The organism is Piscinibacter defluvii (genome assembly GCF_004011805.1).
Taxonomy (GTDB): domain Bacteria; phylum Pseudomonadota; class Gammaproteobacteria; order Burkholderiales; family Burkholderiaceae_C; genus Piscinibacter; species Piscinibacter defluvii.
Genome location: NZ_RCHJ01000004.1, coordinates 191,498 through 210,631, shown reverse-complemented (window position 1 = coordinate 210,631; position 19,134 = coordinate 191,498). Strand labels below are relative to the sequence as shown.

The 19,134-nt window shown below is 73.7% G+C and carries 16 protein-coding genes and 1 pseudogene; 6 read left to right on the top strand and 11 right to left on the bottom strand.

What is annotated here, in order from left to right; translation table 11 throughout:
- The first annotated feature begins 4 nt into the window (after nucleotides 1-4).
- Entirely contained in the window at nucleotides 5-394 is a 390-nt protein-coding gene (locus tag D9C15_RS13640; RefSeq protein ID WP_127998076.1) for a hypothetical protein, read from the top strand.
- Here the strand turns inward: D9C15_RS13640 and D9C15_RS13635 are convergent.
- The 9 genes and pseudogenes from D9C15_RS13635 to D9C15_RS13600 all read right to left on the bottom strand — a co-directional run bounded on the left by D9C15_RS13635 (nucleotide 381) and on the right by D9C15_RS13600 (nucleotide 10,627).
- A complete protein-coding gene (locus tag D9C15_RS13635; protein ID WP_127998074.1) occupies nucleotides 381-1,769 on the bottom strand; it encodes a gluzincin family metallopeptidase in 1,389 nt (462 codons plus the stop codon). The genes D9C15_RS13640 and D9C15_RS13635 overlap by 14 nt on opposite strands.
- A gap of 32 nt (nucleotides 1,770-1,801) precedes the next feature.
- Nucleotides 1,802-3,124 carry a tetratricopeptide repeat protein gene (locus tag D9C15_RS13630; RefSeq protein ID WP_127998072.1) on the bottom strand — a complete coding sequence of 441 codons (1,323 nt, stop codon included), beginning with the start codon at nucleotides 3,122-3,124 and terminating at the stop codon, nucleotides 1,802-1,804.
- 3 nt (nucleotides 3,125-3,127) lie between these two features.
- Nucleotides 3,128-4,522 carry an amidase gene (locus D9C15_RS13625; RefSeq protein ID WP_127998070.1) on the bottom strand — a complete coding sequence of 465 codons (1,395 nt, stop codon included), beginning with the start codon at nucleotides 4,520-4,522 and terminating at the stop codon, nucleotides 3,128-3,130.
- 52 nt (nucleotides 4,523-4,574) lie between these two features.
- Complete coding sequence (locus D9C15_RS13620) at nucleotides 4,575-6,029, bottom strand: aldehyde dehydrogenase (protein ID WP_240668420.1); 1,455 nt, start codon at nucleotides 6,027-6,029, stop codon at nucleotides 4,575-4,577.
- Nucleotides 6,030-6,299: 270 nt separating this feature from the next.
- Nucleotides 6,300-6,809: pseudogene (locus D9C15_RS34030) on the bottom strand (ABC transporter ATP-binding protein); the annotation flags it as partial.
- Nucleotides 6,806-7,552, bottom strand: a complete 747-nt coding sequence (locus D9C15_RS13615; RefSeq protein WP_240668407.1) for an ABC transporter ATP-binding protein — start codon at nucleotides 7,550-7,552, stop codon at nucleotides 6,806-6,808. The pseudogene D9C15_RS34030 and the gene D9C15_RS13615, both read right to left, overlap by 4 nt.
- Nucleotides 7,549-8,532, bottom strand: a complete 984-nt coding sequence (locus D9C15_RS13610) for a branched-chain amino acid ABC transporter permease (RefSeq protein WP_127998067.1) — start codon at nucleotides 8,530-8,532, stop codon at nucleotides 7,549-7,551. Before D9C15_RS13610 ends, D9C15_RS13615 begins: the two co-directional genes overlap by 4 nt.
- A 21-nt stretch (nucleotides 8,533-8,553) precedes the next feature.
- Nucleotides 8,554-9,435, bottom strand: coding sequence for a branched-chain amino acid ABC transporter permease (locus D9C15_RS13605; RefSeq protein ID WP_127998065.1), 882 nt, complete (start codon nucleotides 9,433-9,435; stop codon nucleotides 8,554-8,556).
- 7 nt (nucleotides 9,436-9,442) lie between these two features.
- Nucleotides 9,443-10,627 (bottom strand): amino acid ABC transporter substrate-binding protein, encoded by a 1,185-nt coding sequence (locus D9C15_RS13600; protein WP_127998063.1) that lies wholly within the window; start codon nucleotides 10,625-10,627, stop codon nucleotides 9,443-9,445.
- 199 nt (nucleotides 10,628-10,826) lie between these two features.
- Here D9C15_RS13600 and D9C15_RS13595 point away from each other — a divergent pair, with 199 nt between their 5' ends.
- From D9C15_RS13595 to D9C15_RS13580, 4 genes are all read left to right on the top strand, one after another.
- Nucleotides 10,827-11,762, top strand: a complete 936-nt coding sequence (locus tag D9C15_RS13595; protein ID WP_127998812.1) for an AraC-like ligand-binding domain-containing protein — start codon at nucleotides 10,827-10,829, stop codon at nucleotides 11,760-11,762.
- A gap of 67 nt (nucleotides 11,763-11,829) precedes the next feature.
- A complete protein-coding gene (locus D9C15_RS13590) occupies nucleotides 11,830-12,945 on the top strand; it encodes an Acg family FMN-binding oxidoreductase (RefSeq protein WP_127998061.1) in 1,116 nt (371 codons plus the stop codon).
- A 3-nt stretch (nucleotides 12,946-12,948) separates the two neighbouring features.
- Nucleotides 12,949-13,923: an alpha/beta fold hydrolase gene (locus tag D9C15_RS13585; protein WP_127998059.1), complete on the top strand. Its 975-nt coding sequence runs from the start codon at nucleotides 12,949-12,951 to the stop codon at nucleotides 13,921-13,923.
- Nucleotides 13,924-13,933: 10 nt separating this feature from the next.
- On the top strand, nucleotides 13,934-14,818 hold the full coding sequence (locus D9C15_RS13580; RefSeq protein WP_240668406.1) for a DUF6920 family protein: 885 nt from the start codon (nucleotides 13,934-13,936) through the stop codon (nucleotides 14,816-14,818).
- Between the two features lie 5 nt (nucleotides 14,819-14,823).
- Here D9C15_RS13580 and D9C15_RS13575 read toward each other — a convergent pair whose 3' ends face one another.
- Together D9C15_RS13575 and D9C15_RS13570 are read right to left on the bottom strand one after the other, a co-directional pair.
- Entirely contained in the window at nucleotides 14,824-17,043 is a 2,220-nt protein-coding gene (locus D9C15_RS13575; protein ID WP_127998057.1) for a TonB-dependent receptor plug domain-containing protein, read from the bottom strand.
- An 8-nt stretch (nucleotides 17,044-17,051) separates the two neighbouring features.
- Nucleotides 17,052-18,536: an ABC transporter substrate-binding protein gene (locus tag D9C15_RS13570; RefSeq protein ID WP_127998055.1), complete on the bottom strand. Its 1,485-nt coding sequence runs from the start codon at nucleotides 18,534-18,536 to the stop codon at nucleotides 17,052-17,054.
- Between the two features lie 67 nt (nucleotides 18,537-18,603).
- Here D9C15_RS13570 and D9C15_RS13565 point away from each other — a divergent pair, with 67 nt between their 5' ends.
- Complete coding sequence (locus tag D9C15_RS13565) at nucleotides 18,604-19,131, top strand: TlpA family protein disulfide reductase (protein WP_164886722.1); 528 nt, start codon at nucleotides 18,604-18,606, stop codon at nucleotides 19,129-19,131.
- Nucleotides 19,132-19,134 lie beyond the last annotated feature (3 nt).

The following is a 19,134-nucleotide window of genomic DNA, read 5'->3' as shown; positions in this document are numbered from 1 at the left end:
CGCGATGGGCCCCGGCCGCATTCCCGCCGCGCTGCGTGCGCTGCTGGCGCGCGAGCAGGTCGAGCTGCTGAGCGCCGAGCCGGCCCCGGCCGCGGGTTGCTGGCAGGTGCGCGGGCGGCGCTGGGTCGCCGTCACGCTGGGCGGCCGGGCCGCACCGCTGCACGTGGCGCTGCCGGTGGCCGGCGAGGTGCGGCGCGGTGCGCACGGCCGCTACGAGGCCGCGCTGCCGGCGCCCACGGCCGAGGAGATCGACGAGGCGCGTGCCTTCGCCGCCAGCCTGGCGGCGCATGGCCAGATCGCCGCGCCGGGCGCACGCGGTACGGCCAGCCACGAGATCGTGGTCGACGCGCAGGGCCGCGAGAAGCTGATGCGGCGCGGCTTCAACGCGCGCTGAACAGCCCGGGCCCGGCGTGGCAGGCGCACAGGAAGCGCTTGCGCACCAGGCGCCGCTGGCCGCGCAGCTCGCGCACCTCGTGGGTGGTGTGGTCGTGGCGCGGGGCGAGGGCCGCGCCACGCGCGCCGGGCGGGGCGAGCGCGATGCGCCGGCGCGCCAGCAGCCCGGCGACGAAGGCCTGCACCTCGGCCGCGGTGTCCTCGTCCGACCCCGGCGGCGCGCCGCGCGCCCCGGCCGGGCCGGCCGCGCGCACGGTCGGTGCGAGGACCACCACACCCTCGAGCTGCGGGTGCAGCCCGCTGAGCGGCACCGGCTGCAGCGGGCCCGGCGCGGCCGCGGGCAGGGCGGCGCCGCGCGCCCGGCCGCCGCCCGCGGCCACCGGGCCGAGCACCAGCCCGTGGCCGGCGAACGCGGCGGCGAGGGTCTCGAGGTGGCGGCCGCGGTGCAGCGCCAGGTCGGCCTGCGCCATCGCGCGGCCGACCGAGAGGAAGAAGCGCGGGGTGACGACCGCCGCGCGCGCCCCGGCGATCAGCAGCTTGCCGGCGCGCCGCGCCGCCGTGCGCAACGCGGCCGGGCCGGGCGTGGCGGCGCGGGCGTACAGCCCGGCGATCAGGTCCCAGAAGCAGCCGGTGAACAGCATCGCGAAGCTGTGCACCTCGTTGATCAGCGCGCCCGGCGGGCCGTCGGCCGGCAGGCTGCTGGGGATCTGGAAGCGGAAGCGGTTGTGCGCATGGCGCGGCTCGGCCGCGTTGTGGCCCGGGATCGCGCGGCCGATGCCCCAGGCCAGCTCCTCGGCGAAGCTCTCGACGAAGTTGCGCTTGCGCAGCGTCGGTGCCTGGGCCAGCAGCGCTACGCGCGTGGCGCGGTCCTCCAGCGCGGTGAGGATGCCCAGGCAGTCGCCGAAGGCCTCGTGGAAGGCGCCGACCTCGAGGAAGGTGATGTCCCACAGGTCGGCGCGCACGGAATCGAGCAGCCCGTGGCCGACTTCGTGCGCCACCACGTCGGTGCTGGCGCCGGCGTAGACCACCCGGCCCGGCGCCACCTCCTGGTGGAAGAACGAGACCGTCGCGCGATCGTAGAACGCGTTCAGGTCCTCGCCCTCGTCGGGCCGCAGCGGCAGCCGCGTGCGGCGGCCCTGCCAGCGGGTGTGCGGCCCGGCGCAGGCCTCCCAGGCGCGCAGCGCGGCCAGCGCGGCGTCGCGCACCTGCCAGAACAGGAACTGCGGCGTGCCGGGCGCGGCCACGCCCTCGGGCGGCGGCCGCTGGTAGCTGAAGCCGGCGTGGCCCTCGGCCGGCTCGGGCCGCTTCGCCTGGCGGCGCAGCGGCGGTGCGGCGCGGCCGGCGCGCGGGTCGTTGGGGATGAAGTGGATCGCCATCGCAGCCTCCCGTCTCACGGCTTCTCTCGGCTTCAGCGCGTCAGCCGGGCGCGCCAGTGCGCCGCCAGCGGCGTGTTGCCGCGGGCCACGCGGCGCTCGTTGAGCAGCGCGCGGCCGAGCCGGCGTTCGCCGCCCGGGGCGGTGCACGCGGCCAGCAGCGTCCAGTCGATCAGCTCGCGCTGCGCGTGGCTGCCCCCCAGCGGCGCCGCGCGCTCGCGCAGCGGCAGCAGCAGGCGAATCGCCTCGGCCAGCTCGCCCTCGTGGAAGGCCAGCAGGCCGCGCATCAGCGGCACGCCGACCTCGCGCGCGGCCTGCAGCGGCGCCTCCGGGCCGCGCTCGGCGCGGCGCTGCGCCGCCGCCAGCAGTGCCTGGGCGCGCACCCGGTCGCGCAGGCCCAGCAGCACGACGAAGGCGTGCAGGTCGTTGAAGGCGCTGTGGCCGACGTCGCGCACGCCCAGGTCCCAGCCCAGCGCGATGTCGGACCAGCGCGCACCGACCTCCGCGCCGACCAGCTGCAGGCGCCACAGCAGGGAGGCCCCGTCCAGGCGCTGCAGCGTCAGCACCGGGTTGGCGCCGCCGACCTCGGCGTCGTAGAGCGCCAGCGCGCCGGGCAGGTCCATCGCCTCGAGGTGGAACAGCGCCAGGTGCCAGGCGTGGTGCACCGCGAAGCCGTTGCCCTCGGCCCAGACCGGGCGCATCTGCGCCAGCCACTGCCGGCCCTCCTCATGCCGGCCCTGCATCTCGAGCACATGCGCCACCGCATGCGTGGCGGCCGGCACCTTGGCCGTGCCGGCGCAGACCTCGCGTCCCACCGCCTCGGCCTGCGCGTAGTGCCCGCATTCCTCCAGGCCGAAGGCGAGCAGGCCCAGCACGTAGGGCCGCAGCGCGTCGTCGTGCGGCCACTCGGGCAGCACGCGCGCGACGCGGCCGCGCAGGTTGCGCGCGTCGCCGCGGTGCAGGTCGAAGAAATGCGCCCATTGCAGCGCGGCCAGGTCACGCGGGTGGTCCAGCAGCACCTGCTCCCAGGCCGCGCAGGCGCCGAGCCAGTCGCCCGCCGCGCAGCGGCTCAGCGCGGCATGGTGGGCCCGTTCGCGCGGCGCGCCGCCGGCCGCGCGCAGCTCGGCCTGCTCGAGCGCGGCGCGGGCGTCGGGCAGCAGCGCGGGCTCGGTCAGCGAGAGCAGGAAGCCGGCGCGCATCAGGTGCGGCCAGCACCAGGCCGGGTCTTCGGCGGCGGCGGCGTCGAGGTCGGCCAGCGGCACGTCGTAGAACGACACCAGGCGCCACAGCGCGATCTCGGCGTGCGACAGCGCGGTTGGCGATGTGGTCCCGACAGGATTGCCGCGCGTGTCGTTCATGCCTCAGGTTCCTGGCGGCTCCGGCCAGGGCCGCGGCGCCGGCCGCAGGCGCTCCCAGGCGCGGCCGAGCTGCAGCACGCCGAGGTCGTCGTGCCGATGGCCGACGATCTGCAGGCCGATCGGCAGGCCGTCGTCGGTGAAGCCGGCATTGACCGAGAGCGCCGGCTGCTCGCTCATGTTGAACGGCAGCGTGAAGGCGATGTGCTCGAAGGGCTGCGCCGGGTCGCCGGTCGGGCCGGGCAGCTCGGCCGCGAAGGCGACCACCGGCGCGGTGGGCGTGAGCACGAAGTCGAACGGCGCGCAGGCCGCGCAGGCGGCCTCGCGCATCGCCGCCATCTGGCTGAAGCCGCGGAACACCTGCTCGCCGCTGAGCGCCGCGCCGCCGCGCGCCCATTCGAGGATGTAGGGCAGCACCCGCGCGCGGCGCGCCTCGGGCAGGGCCTGGATGTCGAGCCAGGAACGGCAGCGCCAGAAGGCGTCCATGCCGTCGATCATCGCGCGGGTCATGAACGGCGCCACCGGCTCGACGAGGGCGCCGGCCACCTCGAAGACACGCGCCGCGGCCTCGATGGCCGCGCGCACCGGCGGCGCCACCGGCAGGCCCCAGCCAGCGTCGAGCTGCAGGCCCAGGCGCAGGCCCTTCACGTCGCGCTCGAGCGCGAGCCAGTCGATCGCCTGGAACGGCAGGCGGGTGGTGTCGCGGTCGTCGGGCCGGCTCAGCACGGTCATCATCAGCGCCGCGTCGGCGACGCTGCGCGTCATCGGCCCGGCCACGCGGCCGGCATAGGGCGGGTGGATCGGCACGCGGCCGGCACTCGGCTTGAGCGCAGCAATGCCGCACCAGGCCCCCGGCAGGCGCACCGAGCCGCCGATGTCGGTGCCGACGTGCAGCGGCGCGTAGCCCGCCGCGGCGGCGGCGCCGGCGCCGGCGCTGCTGCCGCCCGGGTTCTTGGCCAGGTTCCAGGGGTTGCGCGTCAACGGGTGGAAGCTCGACAGGCCGGAGGACAGCATGCCGTAGTCCGGCATGGTGGTCTTGGCGACGATCACCGCACCGGCCTCGCGCAGCCGCGCGGCCGGCGGTGCGTCGGCCGCGGCGGGCACCAGCTCGGTGGCCGCGGTGCCCAGCGGCACCGGCACGCCGCGCGTGGCGATGTTCTCCTTGATCGTGACCGGCACGCCGTCCAGCGGCGAGAGCGGCGCACCGCGCCGCCAGCGACCCTGCGCGGCCTCGGCCTGCGCCAGCGCGGCCTCCGGGTCGTAGGCGTAGAGCGCCTGCAGGTGCGGCTCCCAGCGGCCGATGTGGCGCAGCAGCTCGCGCAGCACCTCCACCGGGCCGAGCGTGTCGCGGCGGTAGCCGTCGGCGAGCTCCAGGGCGCTCAGGTCATGCACGCGGGTCATGGCCGGGGCACTGTAGCGCAAGCCGCCGCGCCGGCCCCGGCCCTGGGAGCACTCAGAACGGGTAGTGGCGCTCGCCCGTCTGCACCGTGATCCAGCGCAGCTCGGTGAACTCGGCGATGCCGGCCTTGCCGCCGAAGCGGCCCATGCCGCTGCCCTTGACGCCGCCGAAGGGCATCTGTGCCTCGTCGTGCACGGTCGGGCCGTTGACGTGGCAGATGCCGCTGTCGATGCGCTGCGCCACGGTGATCGCCCGCGCCGTGTCGCGGCCGAACACCGCGGCCGACAGGCCGTACTCGTTGTCGTTCGCGCAGGCGATGGCCTCGTCGACGCCGCTCACGCGCACCACGCACTTCACCGGGCCGAAGGTCTCCTCGTGGTAGATGCGCATATTCGGCGTCACGTGGTCGAGGATGGTCGCGGGCATCAGCGTGTTCTCGGCCTTGCCGCCGCACACCAGCTTGGCGCCCTTGGCCAGCGCGTCGTCGATCAGCGCGTTGCAGTGCTCGACCGTGCCCATGCCGATCACCGAGCCCAGCACCACCGGCTCGGGCTTGCGCGGGTCGCCCAGCGGCAGCCCGCGGGCCTTCTTCGCGAACATCGAGACGAAGTCGTCGGCGATCTTGCGGTCGACGACGATGCGCTCGGTGCTCATGCAGATCTGGCCGCTGTTGGCGAAGGCGCCGAAGGCCGCGCCGTTGACGGCGGCGTCGAGGTCGGCGTCGTCGAGCACCACCATCGGCGCCTTGCCGCCGAGCTCCAGCACCACCGGCTTGAGGTACTTGGCGCAGGTCATCGCGATCAGCCGGCCCACCCGCGTGCTGCCGGTGAAGTTGACGCGCCGCACCGCCGGGTGCGCCACCATCGCCTCCACCACCGTGGCCGCATCGGCCGGGGCGTTGGTGATGTAGTTGACGACGCCGGGCGGGAAGCCCGCGTCCTGGAACGCCTCGACGATCAGCTGGTGCGTGCGCGGGCAGTTCTCGCTGCCCTTGAGGATCACCGTGTTGCCGCAGGCCAGCGGCGTGGCGATGGCACGCACGCCGAGGATGACCGGGGCGTTCCAGGGCGCGATGCCGAGCACCACGCCGGCCGGCTGGCGCACGCCCATCGCCAGCGAGCCGGGCACGTCGGAGGGAATCACCTCGCCGCCGATCTGCGTGGTCAGCGACGCGGCCTCGCGGATCATGCCGGCGGCCAGCATCACGTTGAAGCCGGCCCACATGCCGGTGGCGCCGGTCTCGGCCGGCACGGCCTCGACGAACTTCGGCGTCTTGGCCTCCAGCGCGTCGGCCGCCTTCAGCAGCAGCGCACGGCGCGTGCCGGGGCCGGTCTCGCGCCAGGTCTTGAAGGCCTCGGCGGCGGCCTCCACCGCGGCCACGGCGTCGGCCGCGCTGGCCGCCGGCGCGCGCGTGGCCACGCTGCCGTCCAGCGGGTTGCGGCGCTCGAAGGTGGCGCCCTTCTCGGCGCCCACGGCCAGGCCGTTGATGAGCATGGACAGGTCGGACATGGTGTTCTCCTGGGAGGGGGTGGAAGCGGTGCGGGGGGTGTTCCTGCCGAGGTAGGCCTCGCGCACCACGGTGCTGCGGGCCAGCAGGCCGGCCGGCCCGCTGGCGACGATGCGGCCGCGCTCGAGCACGATGCCGCGGTCGGCCACGGCGAGCGCCTTGCGCACGTTCTGCTCGACCATCAGCACCGTGGTGCCCTGGTCGGCGATGCGGCGCACGATGGCCAGCAGCTCGTCGACCATCTTCGGCGACAGGCCGAGCGAAGGCTCGTCGAGCATCAACAGGCGCGGCGCGCTCATCATGGCGCGCGCCACGGCCACCATCTGCTGTTCGCCGCCACTCATCGTGCCGGCCAGCTGGCCGATGCGCTCGGCCAGCTTGGGAAAGTCGCGCAGCACGGCCTGCAGCCGCGCCCCGCGCCCGGCCTGGGGCACGAGCCAGCCGCCGAGCTCGAGGTTCTCGCGCACCGTCATCTGCGGGAACAGCTGACGGCCCTCGGGCACCAGCGCCATGCCGCGGCGCACCAGCTCGCTGGTCTTGGTGTCGCGCGGCAGCAGCTCGCCGTCGAGCGTCATCCGCCCGCCGCGCGGGATCAGGCCGTTGATCGCCTTCAGCAGCGTGGTCTTGCCGGCACCGTTGGGGCCGAGGATCACGGTGAGCCCCGGCCGGGCCTCGAGCGTGAGCTCGCGCAGCACGAGGAAGGGGCCGTAGCCGGCGCTCAGCGCCTCGACCCGCAGGTGCGCCAGCCGGGTGTCGAGCGCGTGTTCGATGTCGTTCTTCATGCCGTCCCGACCATCTCGTCGCCGAGGTAGGCCTCGATCACCTCGGCATGGCGCACCACCTCGGCCGGGGTGCCGTCGGCGATCTTGCGGCCCTGGTGCAGCACGATCACGCGCTCCACGCAGCGCAGCAGCGTGGTGACGGCATGTTCGATCCAGATCACCGTGAGGTCGAGCTCGTCGCGCAGACGGCGGATCAGCTGGGCCATCGCGTCGACCTCGGACTCGGTCAGCCCGGCGGCCACCTCGTCGAGCAGCAGCAGGCGCGGGCGCGTGGCCAGCGCCATGCCGATCTCGAGCAGGCGCTGCTGCGAGGGCGTGATCGTCGCGGCCGGCAGCTCGGCCTGTGCCGCCAGGCCGATCAGGTGCAGGATGCTCTGCGCGTCCTTCAGCAGCCAGCTGGCCTGGCGCCCGCGGCCGGCGAACTCCAGCCCGAACTCGATGTTCTCGAGCACCGAGAGCTCGGCGAACACGCGCGGCGTCTGGAAGGTGCGGGCGATGCCCTGCGCGGCGTAGCGGTGCGGCCCGGCGCCGGTCAGGCGCTGTCCATGGGCGTACAGGTCGCCGCTGCTGGGCCGCTGCACGCCCGACAGCGTGTTGAAGAAGGTGGTCTTGCCGGCGCCGTTGGGGCCGATGATGCCCACCAGCTCGCCGGCGGCGAAGGCGGCGCTCACGCCGTCGACCGCGGTCAGCCCGCCGAAGCGCACCGTGACGCCGCGCGCCTCGAGCATCGCGTGGCCGTTCATGCGGCGGACTCCTTCTGCGGCGCGCGCAGCGCCTTCCACCAGGCGCGGGTGTCGTCGCGCCACTGCACCAGGGTGCCCCAGCGCAGGCTGGCCAGGCCGCCGGGCAGGTAGAGCACGCACAGGATCAGCAGCAGCCCGAGGCCGATCATGTAGGCCTGCGGCACCTGCAGCCGCAGCGTCTCGGCCAGCAGGCTGAACACCACCGCGGCCAGCAGCGGCCCCCACAGCGTGGCGGCGCCGCCGATCAGCGCGATCAGCACGGTCTGGAAGCCGATGAACGGATTGAACACGGTGGCCGGGTCGATGTAGGTCCAGCGCGTGGCCATGGCCGCGCCCACCGCCCCGGCGAAGGCGGCGGTGAGCGCGAAGCCGCCCATCTTCACGAGCTTGGTCGGCACGCCCAGCGTCTGGGCGCGCTGCTCGTCGCTGCCGATGCCGGCCATCGCCAGGCCGAAGCGGCTGCGGCGCACCAGGATGCTGGTGAGCACCGCCAGCGCCGCCAGCGCGAGCACGCTGAGGTAGACCGTGTCGCGCTCGGGCGCGACCGTCAGGACCCGGCCGACGGTGCCGGTGACCGTCTTCTCGAAGGTGGTCACCGCGTGGCGGATCAGCTCGGTCATGCCGAAGGTCAGCACCGCGAAGTAGGTGCCGCGCAGGTGCAGCACGGCCGCCCCGATCACCAGCGCCACCGCGGCGGCGAGCAGCGCGCCGAGCGCGATGACCAGCAGCCAGGGCAGCTGCTCGAGCGTGAGCGCGCTGGTGTAGGCGCCGATGCCGAAGAACGCCGCGGTGGCGAGGCTGAGGTAGCGCGTGCTGCCGCAGAACAGGCTCCAGCTGGAGGACAGCGCCACGTACATCAGGCAGGTCAGCAGCATCGAGACGGCGAACTCGCTGCCGTAGTGCGGCAGCGCCAGTGCCCAGCCCACGAGGGCGACGAGCACGAGCAGGTCGCGGCCGAGGAGCCTGGTGTTCAGCAGCATGCCGGGTTCTCTCACACCTTCTCAGGTCTTCTTGTTGAACAGCCCGTTGGGCCGCCACAGCAGCACGGCGATGAAGATCGCGTAGCTCAGCAGGCTCTTCAGCGAGGGGCTGGTCCAGTGCATGCCGAGCGCCTCGACCACCCCGAGCGCCAGGCCGCCGACCAGCGCGCCGGGCATCGAGCCGAAGCCGCCGAGCGTGATCACGATCAGCGCCGTCACGGTGTAGGGTTCGCCCATCGCCGGCGTGATGGTGTAGGTGGTGGACAGCAGCACCCCGGCCACGCCGGACAGGCCGAGGCCGACGCCGAACATCAGCGGGTGCAGCCGCTGCGTGTCGATGCCCACCAGCTGCGCCCCGGTGGGCGACTGCATCAGCGCGCGCACGCCCTTGCCCAGCAGCGTCTGCTTGAGCAGCACGATCAGCGCCGCGCTGAACGCCAGCGAGAGCGCAAACAGCAGCAGCTTGTTGCCGGCGAACTGCGCGCCGGCCAGGTGCACGGGCTCGGTCAGGTAGTCGTAGCCGCGCAGGTCGGCGCCCCAGATCATCTGCGCCGCGTTCTGCGCGATGAACATCAGGCCGAAGGACACCATCAGGCCGCGGGCCTCGAACACGTCCAGGTTCGGCGAGGTGCGCGCCAGCTTGCGGAAGGTGAGCCGGTGCACGCCGATGCCGATGGCCATCATCAGCGCAAAGGCCAGCGGCAGCATCAGCAGCGGCGACAGCCCGGTGGCCACGTGCACCGTGTAGGTGAGGAAGGCGCCCACCATCAGGAACTCGCCGTGCGCGATGTTCAGGATGCGCATCAGCCCGTACTGCAGGTTCAGCCCCAGCGCCACGAGCGCGTACACGCCTCCGGTGATCAGACCGGAGGCGATCAGCTCGATCCAGGCGCCGGGCGTCATGCGGCGTTCAGACCCAGGCCGGCTTGCTGGCCACGAGCGGCGCGGTGGCGCGGTTCTTCGGCCACACCACCTCGAACTCGCCCTTCTGCCACTGGCTCACCGTGCCCGGCACCCCGACGTTCTCGCTGCCGGCGAAGCGGATGTCGCCGACGATGGTCTTGTGCGTGTTGCCGGCCACGTAGTCGCGGATCGCCTTGCGGTCCAGGCCCACTTTGGCCACGGCCGCGCTCAGGATCTCCAGGCCGGCCCAGGCATGGCCGCTGGCCCAGCGGTCGGGCTCCTTGGCGGCGCCGAACTTCTGCACGTGGGCGTCGAAGTAGGCCTTGGCGCCCGGGCTGGTCTTCGGGTTCCAGCTGCCCATGCCGAGCACGCCTTCGGCGCCCTCCTTCATCACGTTGCGGTAGAGCTGGAACGCGGTGCCCACGCTGGCGTAGAAGAACTTCGGGTTGAAGCCGATCTCCTTGGCCTGGCGGCTGGCCAGGATGGTGTCGGGCGGGTAGGTCAGGCCGACGAAGGCGTCCGGGTTCTTGTCCTTCATGCTGCGCAGCACCGGCCCCAGGTCCTTCACGCCCAGCGGGTAGCTCTTGTCCTCGACGATGGAGATGCCGCTGCCGGCCAGCGCCACCTTGAGCGCGGCGTAGTTCTCCAGGCCGAACAGGTCGTCGACGTAGATCACGGCCACCGTCTTCGCGCCGCTCGCCTTCAGCATGTCCACCAGCGCGTCCATCATCGGCTTGGGCTGCTGCAGCAGCAGGAAGAAGTAGGGCAGCTTCATCTCCACCAGCCGGCGGCTCAGCGCGGTGGGCGCGAGGAAGGGGTAGCCGTAGCGGTTGGCCAGCGGCGCCACGGCGAAGTTGGCGTTGCTGCCCCAGGGCGGCAGGATCAGGTCGACCTTGTCGCTGCCCATCAGCTTCTCGTAGGTGCGCACGCAGGTCTCGACGTTGCTCTGGTCGTCGCTGCTGATCAGCTCGATCGGGCGCCGGGTGCCCTTCACGTCCAGCCCGCCGGCGGCGTTCTGCATCTCGGCCCAGAGCAGGAAGTTGGGCTCCTGGCTGGTCTGCGCGCCCACGCTCCAGGGGCCGGTGCGGGCGATCGCGTAACCCACGCGCACGGGCGCGGCGGACTGGGCCAGGGCCGGGAAGGCGGTCGAGGCCGCCATGGCTTGCACGGCGGTGCGGCGGGTCAGTGTCATGGGCTTGTCTCCGTGGTGGCTGCGCCGGGATTGTTCGAGACCGGTCCGCCGGCGGCTTTGCCGCGTGTGCACGGCGCTTGCCCATCCGTGCACGCCGGCTCGGGACTTTCCCGATCCGATGTCCCTGCGCCGCGCGCGGGCGCCCGGGCGGGGCTAATCTGGCGCCGTGAGCACCCCCGCCACCGCCCGGTCCGAGACCATGGACACCGACCACGTGCCGGCCGGCGAGCGCGCCGGCTTCTTCGGCGACTGGCTGGCGCGACTGTTCCAGGGGCTCAGGAACGACACCTACGGCGATGCCGACTTCGACGGCCGGGCGCGCACGCTGCGTGCCGGCGAGGTGGTGCTCACCCGCCTGGAGGCCACGCGCCACCGCGTGATGCGCTCGCCGTCGATCGCGCGCCGGACCGAGCTGCCCTACCTGAAGATCGTCGCGCCCTGGAAGGGCTGCGCCGGCGTGGAGCAGAAGGGGCGCGAGACCTGGGTCACGCCGGGCCAGTGGAGCATCTACGACACCACCGACAGCTACGCCGTGGCCAACCCCGAGCGGGTGGAGCACCTGATCGTCATGCTGCCCAAGTCGATGGTCGCCGAGCGCGGCCTGCCGCTGGACGCCCTGATGGCGCGCCGCCTGGGCGGCAGCGGCGGGGTCGGCACGCTGGCGCTGCAGACCATGCGCAACGCCTTCGCCGAACTGCCCAGCATGAACGAGGGTGCGGCGCGCGGCACCGGCGAGGCGATCCTGCAGCTGGTGCAGCTGAGCCTGCTCGACCTCGCCGGCCAGGCCACCGCGCAGACCCAGCGCGAGGCGCTGCGCGAGCGCATCAAGCAGCATGTGGCGCAGCACCTGGCCGACCCCGCCCTGACGGTGGACCAGATCGCGCGCGCGCTCAACTGCAGCCGCCGCCAGCTCTACAACGCCTTCGCGGAGGAGCCCGACGGCGTGGCCGGCTACATCCTCGCGCGCCGGCTCGAGGCCTGCCGCCGGGTGCTGGCCGACCGTGCCCAGCAGCACCGCAGCCTGACCGACGTCGCGCTCGGTCTCGGCTTCCAGAACATGGCGCACTTCAGCCGCGTGTTCCGCACCCACCTCGGCCTCACGCCGAGCGACTTCCGCCGCCAGGCGGCCGGCTGAGCGGCATCAAGGTGGCGTCGCACCGCCGCCCTACGATGCCTGCTTCTGGCGCAGGGAGGTCGGCAGCGTGCAGCGTTCGTTCAGGGTCACACGGCGCCGGTTCGCAACCGCATCGCTGGCGGCGGGCGCACCGGCGCTGCTGCCCGGCTGTGCGCCGCCGGCCGGCGTGATGCCCTACGAGGAGGCCGTGCGGGCGCTGTGGCGCCACGGCGCGGTCGATCGCGGCGACGCGGCCGCCGTCAGGCGCGAGCTGGTGCGCTGCGCGACGCTCGCGCCATCGAGCCACAACACGCAGTGCTGGCGCTTCGGCATCGAACCGCAGGCGATCACGATCCTGCCCGACCTGACTCGCCGCTGCCCGGCCGTCGATCCCGACGACCACCACCTGTTCGTCTCGCTGGGCTGCGCGGCCGAGAACCTGGTGCAGGCCGCGCGCGCGCACGGGCTCGAGGCGTCGGCGCGTTTCGACGGTGCCAACAAGCTGCTGCGCCTGGCGCTCGAGCCGACGGCGGCGCAGGACTCGCCGCTGTTCCAGGCGATCCCGCGGCGCCAGTCCACGCGCGCGGAGTACGACGGCCGGCCCCTGTCGGCCGACGAGCTGCGGGCGCTCGAACGGGCCGCCGCCGGCGACGGCGTGCAGCTGGTCCTGCTCACCGGCAAGCCGGCGCTCGAGGAGGTCCTGGCGTTCGTCGTGCAGGGCAACAGCGCGCAGATGAACGACCCGGCGTTCGTCGACGAGCTGCGGGCCTGGATCCGCTTCTCCGCCGGCGACGCGGTGCGGCTCGGCGACGGCCTGTACAGCGCATCGTCAGGCAACCCGTCGGTGCCCGCGTGGCTCGGCCGGCTGATGTTCGGGTTCTTCTTCACCGAGAAGGGCGAGAACGACAAGTACGCCAGGCAGGTGCGCAGCTCGGCGGGGATCGCGGTCTTCGTCGGGCCGTCCGACGACCCGGCCGGACGGATCGCGGCCGGCCGCGCCTACGAGCGCTTCGCGCTGCAGGCCACGGCCCTGGGGGTGCGCACCGCGCACCTGAACCAGCCGGTCGAGGTGGCCGCGCTGCGGCCGGCCTTCGCGGGCTTCCTCGGCCTGCCCGGGCGCCGGCCGGACCTGGTGCTGCGCTTCGGCCGGGGGCCGACGCTGCCGCCGTCGCTGCGGCGCCCGCTGCAGGCGGTGCTGGCCTAGGCCGTGACGTCGGGTTCGCGCCGCGTGCTGCTGGGGATCGTCGCCGTGGCGGTGGTCGGCGCCGCGGCGGTGCACACGCGCTTGCGGCGCGACCTCGACGCTGCCGCAGCACACGCGGCGCAGGGCAGCAGCGTGCTCGCGACGCGCTGCGGGCCGATCGAGGTGCAGCAGGCCGGCGACGGCGCCCCGCTGCTGATGGTGCACGGCAGCGGCGGCGGCCACGACCAGGGCATGGACTGGGCGCGCCCGATGTCGCGGCAAGGATTTCGCGTGATCGCGATGTCGCGCTTCGGCTACCTGCGCACGCCGCGCCCGGCCGACGCCTCGCCCGAGGCGCAGGCCGATGCGCATCGGTGCCTGCTCGATGCGCTGGGGGTCGACCGGGCGGCGGTGATCGGTGTCTCCGCGGGCGCGGCCTCCGCGCTGCAGATGGCGCTGCGCCATCCGGACCGGGTCGGGGCGCTGGTGCTGGTGGTGCCGATCGTCTGGAAGCCGGGCAGCGTGGCCGACTCGGCACCGCCCGTGTCCGACACGAAGGACGCCTGGCTGTTGCGCCTGCTCGGCTCCGACCTCCTGTACTGGGTCGGCTTGCGGATCGCACGCGATCAGGTGTTCCGTCACGTGCTGGCGACACCGCCCGAGCTGATCCATGCCGCGAGTGCGCAGGAGCAGGCGCGTGTCCACGACCTGGCCGAGCGCGTGCTGCCGGTGTCGCAGCGCGCCACGGGCCTGCGCGACGACACGCGCCTGGGCAAGGGCCTGCGGCCGCTGGCACTGGAGACGATCCGCGTGCCGACGCTGACCATCAGCGCCCGCGACGACGGCTTCGGCACCTACGCCGGCGCCGAGTACAGCGCCGGCCGCATCCCCGGGGCGCGGTTCATCGGCTATGCCGACGGCGGCCACCTGCTGGTGGGACGCGGCGACGCGGTGCACGACGCGATCGTCGGCTGGCTGCACGAGGTGAACCCGCGATGAGGCGCATGGCATGGTGAGCGGGCTCATGTGGACGGTTGCGGCCGCCGGCGCGCTGCTGGCGCTCGTCCTGCTGCTGTCGGCCGTCGGGGCCTGGCGCTGGCATGCCCGCACCCGTGCCCTGATCGAGCGGCTCGAGGCGGCCCGCCGGCCCGCCGCAGCGCCACGCTTCGACGCCGGACGCGATCTCGAAGGCCTCCCGCCACCGGTGCAGCGCTTCTTCCGGGCCGCGCTCGCCGACGGGGCGCCCATCGTCGCGGCGCTGCGCCTGACGCATCGCGGCACGTTCAACCTGGCGGCCGAGGGGCCGGACCGGTGGATTCCCTTCACGTCGACGCAGCGCGTGACGACACGACGGCCGGGCTTCGTCTGGGATGCGCGCATGGCGCTGGCGCCGGGCGCCGTGGTGCGGGTGCACGACGCCTATGTCGCGGGCGAAGGCCTGCTGCACGCGGCCGCGCTGGGGCTCGTGTCGCTGGCCGACCTGCGCGGATCGAGCCCCGAGCCCGGCGGCGTGGCGCACGGCGAGTTCATGCGCTTCGTGGCCGAGGCCGCCTGGTACCCGACCGCGCTGCTGCCGAGCCAGGGTGCCCGGTGGTCGGCCGTCGACGAGCATTCTGCGACGGTGACGCTCGCCGACGACGCCGTCGGCGTCTCGCTGCTGATGCGCTTCGATCCGCGCACCGGCCTGATCGAGTCGGTGCGTGCCGCGGCGCGCGGGCGCACGATCGGCAAGGACGTGGTGATGACACCGTGGGAGGGGCGCTGGTCGGACCCTGCCGAGCAGGGCGGGATGACGGTGCCGATGCGCGGCGAGGTGGCCTGGCTGACGCCGCAGGGGCGCCGGGTCTACTGGCGCGGCACGGTCACCGCGCTCGGCTGCGAATTCGTGCCTTGAGCGCCTCAGAGCTTCACCTCGAGCTGCAGGCTCGCGGCCAGCTGGTTGCGCCCGGCGCTGCGCACGGTCTGCAGCTGCTCGTCCTGCAGCACGCTGCCGGTACTCAGGCTGTCCTCGGGCAGCAGGTTGGACAGGCTCAGTCGCCAGCGTGTCGACGGGCTGGCCTGCCAGAGCGCGTAGCCGTCGATCACGCGCTTGCGGCCGAGCTCCTGCGCGGCCAGTTCGGTGAGCTGGGTGCGGTAGGCGGGTGTCCATCCGAGCGTGCCGCCGAGCGTCCAGCCGCTGCCGGGAATGCGCCAGTCGGCGCCCAGGTTGCCGCTGGCCGGCGGCTGCTGGTCGAGCCGGTTGTCGGGGCCGGGCACCGAGTCGACGCGCGAGCGGTACAGGCTCAGGTTCAGGCGCAGCGCCACGCCGGGCCACTCGCGCTGCCATTCGTCGAGCCGGAACTTGCCGTCGAACTCGATGCCCTGCGCGGTGGCGTGGCCGAGGTTGCGCGGGCTCGAGACCCAGCGCGGCTCGCCGGCCCATTCCACCGTCTCCAGCGTGGTGACGTTGCGGATCACGTCGCGGATGCGGCGGTGGAACAGGTTCACCGAGACCACGCCGCCGCCGGACAGGTAGCGCTCCCAGGCGATGTCCAGTCCGTGGGCGATCTCCGGCTTGAGCGCCGGGTTGCCGATGCGGTCGGGCGAGGAGGCGACGTTGCCGCCGGGCACCGGGTACAGCGTGTCCAGCGACGGCACCGTCAGCAGGTTGGCCAGCGAGGGCGCGCGCCAGCTCTGCGTCAGCGAGGCGCGCAGCTGGTCGCGCCGGGGCGCCGCGTAGCGCCACACCAGGTGCGCCAGCGGCGAGACCACGGTGTGCCGGTTGTCGACCGGGCGCACGCCGTTGTCGCTGCGCGTGGCCAGCGTCTCGGCGCGCAGGCCGAGGTAGGCCGACCAGTCGGGTGCCGGGTCCCATTCGTCCTGCAGATAGACCGCATGGCGCCGCGTGCGCGCCAGCACGTCGATGCCGAAGTCGCCCTCCTGCGGCACGCCGTCGACCAGCGTCACGGTGTTCTCGGTGCGGTGCACCGTTTCCAGCTCGGCGCCGCCGACCAGCACGTGCCCCTGGCCCAGCTCCACCAGCAGCTTGCCGGTCAGCGAGCCGGAGCGGTCGCGCAGGGTCAGGTCGCTCGCCTGCGCCAGGCGCGGGCTGCCGTCGGCGTTGGCCTGGCGCAGGGTGGAGCGGCTGTCGTAGCCGAAGCCGCCGACCTGGCCGCGCAGCTCGAGCCGCGTCTGCGGGAAGATGCGTTTCGTGAGGTTGCCCGACAGCCGCGCGACGCGGTAGGACGACGAACCCTCGCTGCTGCGCGTGGCATAGGGCGCGTCGCCGGCCAGCGCCTGCAGCGTGCCGTCGCCGTGGTTGCTCGAGCGGCTGGCCAGCAGGAAGGGCTGCAGCCCGGCCTGTTCGCCCGGGCCGAGCCGCCACTGCAGCCGCGTGGCCAGGTTGAGGTTGTGGCGCAGGCTGGTGGCGTGGTCCTCGCCCGCCAGGTCGAGTGCCGGCTCCGCTTGGCCCGGATCGCTGAAGACGCGCCGCGCGCTCGAGTCGTTGCGCTGCTGCGTGCGGCTCGCGTTCAGCGTGGTGCTGATGCCGTGGCCCGCGCCGAAGCTGCGCTCGCGGGTCCACGAGGCGTGCGGCGAGGGCAGGCCGTCCTCCACGGTGAGGGTGCTGCGCAGCTGGTCGCGTTCGCGCCGCAGCGGCTCGCGCAGCACGATGTTGATGGTGCCGGCGATGGCGCGTGTGCCGGTCTCGGCGGTCGGCGCGCGCAGGATCTCGATGCGTTCCACCAGGTCCGGCGAGAGCTGCTCGAGCGAGAAGCCCGGCGGCGTGCGCTCGCCGTCCACCAGGATCTGCGTGTAGCCGCTGCCCATGCCGCGCAGCCGCACCTCGCCGCCGCGCCCGGGCCGGCCGCCCAGCGTGACGCCGGGCAGGCGCCGCAGCACCTCGCCGAGCGAGGTGTCGCCGTACTGCTCGATCTCCTCGCGGCCGACCACGATCTTCGCCGCGGTCGACTGGCGCCGCTGCTCGATGGGATCGTCGCGCCGCGCGCGGATCTCCACCGGCGGCAGGCTGGCCTCGGGCGCCGAGGCCGGTGCTGCCGGCGCGGGCGGCGGCGCGGCGCCCTGCGCGCTTGCCGCACCGGCGAAGGCGAGCGGCAACAGCGCGGCGGCGAGACCTCGCAAGGCCCGGCCTACCAGCTCAGTGCCGCCAGGTCGTTGGCGAAGATCGGCGAACTGCTCCACAGCCCCTTGAGCGGCTTGCGCGCCACCGCGAACTGCGGCAGCTGGAACAGGTAGACGTTGGCGGCGTCGTCGGCCAGCTTCTTCTGCATGTCGGCCAGCAGCTTCATGCGCGCCTTGGGCTCGAGCGTGGTGTTGTAGGCCGCCAGCAGCTCGCGGAAGGCCCTGGAGTCGTAGCCCCAGTAGTACGACGGGTCGGCGTAGCGGTCGAAGTCCAGCGGCTCGACGTGGCTGATGATGGTCAGGTCGAAGTTGCCCTTGAACGGGCCGGCCAGCCACTGCGCCCATTCCACGTTCTCGATCTTCGCGACGATGCCCACCTTGGCCAGTTGCGCCGCCACGATCTCGCCGCCCTTGCGGGCATAGACCGGCGGCGGCAGCGTCAGCGTCACGTTCAGCGGCAGCGCGACGCCGGCCTCCTTGAGCAGCACCTTGGCGCGCTCGGGGTCGTAGGGGTTGGCGCCGGTCAGGTCGATGTAGCCGGCATCGCTGGGCACCATGTGGCTGCCGATCGGCGCGCCGTAGCCTTCCATCGCGCCGGCGATGATCGCCTTGCGGTCGATCGCCGCGGCCAGCGCGCGGCGCACGCGCAGGTCGTCGAACGGCTTCTTCCGGTGGTTGATCGAGACGATGGTCTTGCCCCCGGTGCCGCCGATCTCCACCGTGAAGCGCTTGTCGGCCTGGAACTGTGGCAGGTTCTGCGGCGCGCCGAAGCGCGGCATGCCGTCGATGTCGCCGGCCAGCAGCGCGGCCACCTGCGCGGCCGGGTCGCTGATGAAGCGGAAGGTCACCTTCTTCATCTTCACCGTCGCGGCACCGCGCCACTCCTCGTTCTTCACCAGCGAGATCGCGCTGCCCTTCTTCCAGTCCTCGAACCGGTACGGGCCGGTGCCCACCGGCCGGCTCGCGGTGCCGGCGGCGCTCTTCGGGTCGAGGATCACCGCGGTCGCCTCGCCCATGCGGAACGGGAAGTTCCCGTCGGCGTTGTTCAGCACCAGGATCACCGTGTGCGCGTCGGGCGTGTCGATGCGGCTGATGTTGTCGAACACCGCCTTCTTGGCCTTGTTGGTGGAGCCCTCGGCCTTGGCGCGCTCGAAGCTGAACTTCACGTCGCTGGCGTCGAAGGCCTCGCCGTCGTGGAACTTCACGCCGCGGCGCAGCCGGAAGGTGTAGACCTTGCCGTCCGGGTCGGCGCTCCAGCTTTCGGCCAGCAGCGGGCCGACGCTGCCGTCGCGGTGGATGCGCGTCAGCCCCTCCAGCACGTTCAGGTGCACCACCTCGGCGATCGAGGCGGCCGAGGCGGCGGTCGGGTCCAGCCCCGGCGCGGGCTCGAGGATCATGCCGAGCACGACGCTGTCCTTGCGGACCTGGGCGGGCGCGGCGACGACGGTCGCCGCCAGCAGCAGGGCGGCCAGGGCATGGGCAAGGGTCTTCATCGAGGCTCCTCGGCGCTGTCGCGGTCGGGCGCCATTCTGGCCGATGCCCGGCACCACAATCCGGGCCGTGGACAAGCCGTACACGACCCTGCCGCGCCGCCGAGCCCTCGGTGCGCTGATCGCCTGGGCCGCGGCGCCGGGCCCGGCCCGGGCCCAGGCCCAGCGCCGCCCCTGGCCGCGCGGCACGCCGACGCCGGCGCTCGAGCTGCCCGACCTGGACGGCCGCCACTGGCGCCTTGCCGACCAGCGCGGGCAGGTCGTCGCGCTGAACTTCTGGGCCAGCTGGTGCCAGCCCTGCCGCGAGGAGATGCCGGCGCTGCAGCTCATGGCGCAGCGCCACGAGCGCGACGGGCTGCTGGTGGTGGCCGTCAACTACCGCGAGGGCGCCGGCACGATCCGCCGCTTCATGGAGACCACCGCGATGGACCTGCCGGTGCTGCGCGATGCCGACGGGCTGGTCGCCAAGGCCTTCGGCGTGCGGGCGTTCCCGAGCACGGTGTTCATCCGGCGCGACGGCCAGGCGGTGCTGACCATCGTCGGCGCGGCCGACTGGACCGGCGAGCCGGCGCGCGGCTGGGTGCAGGCCTTGCTGTAGCCT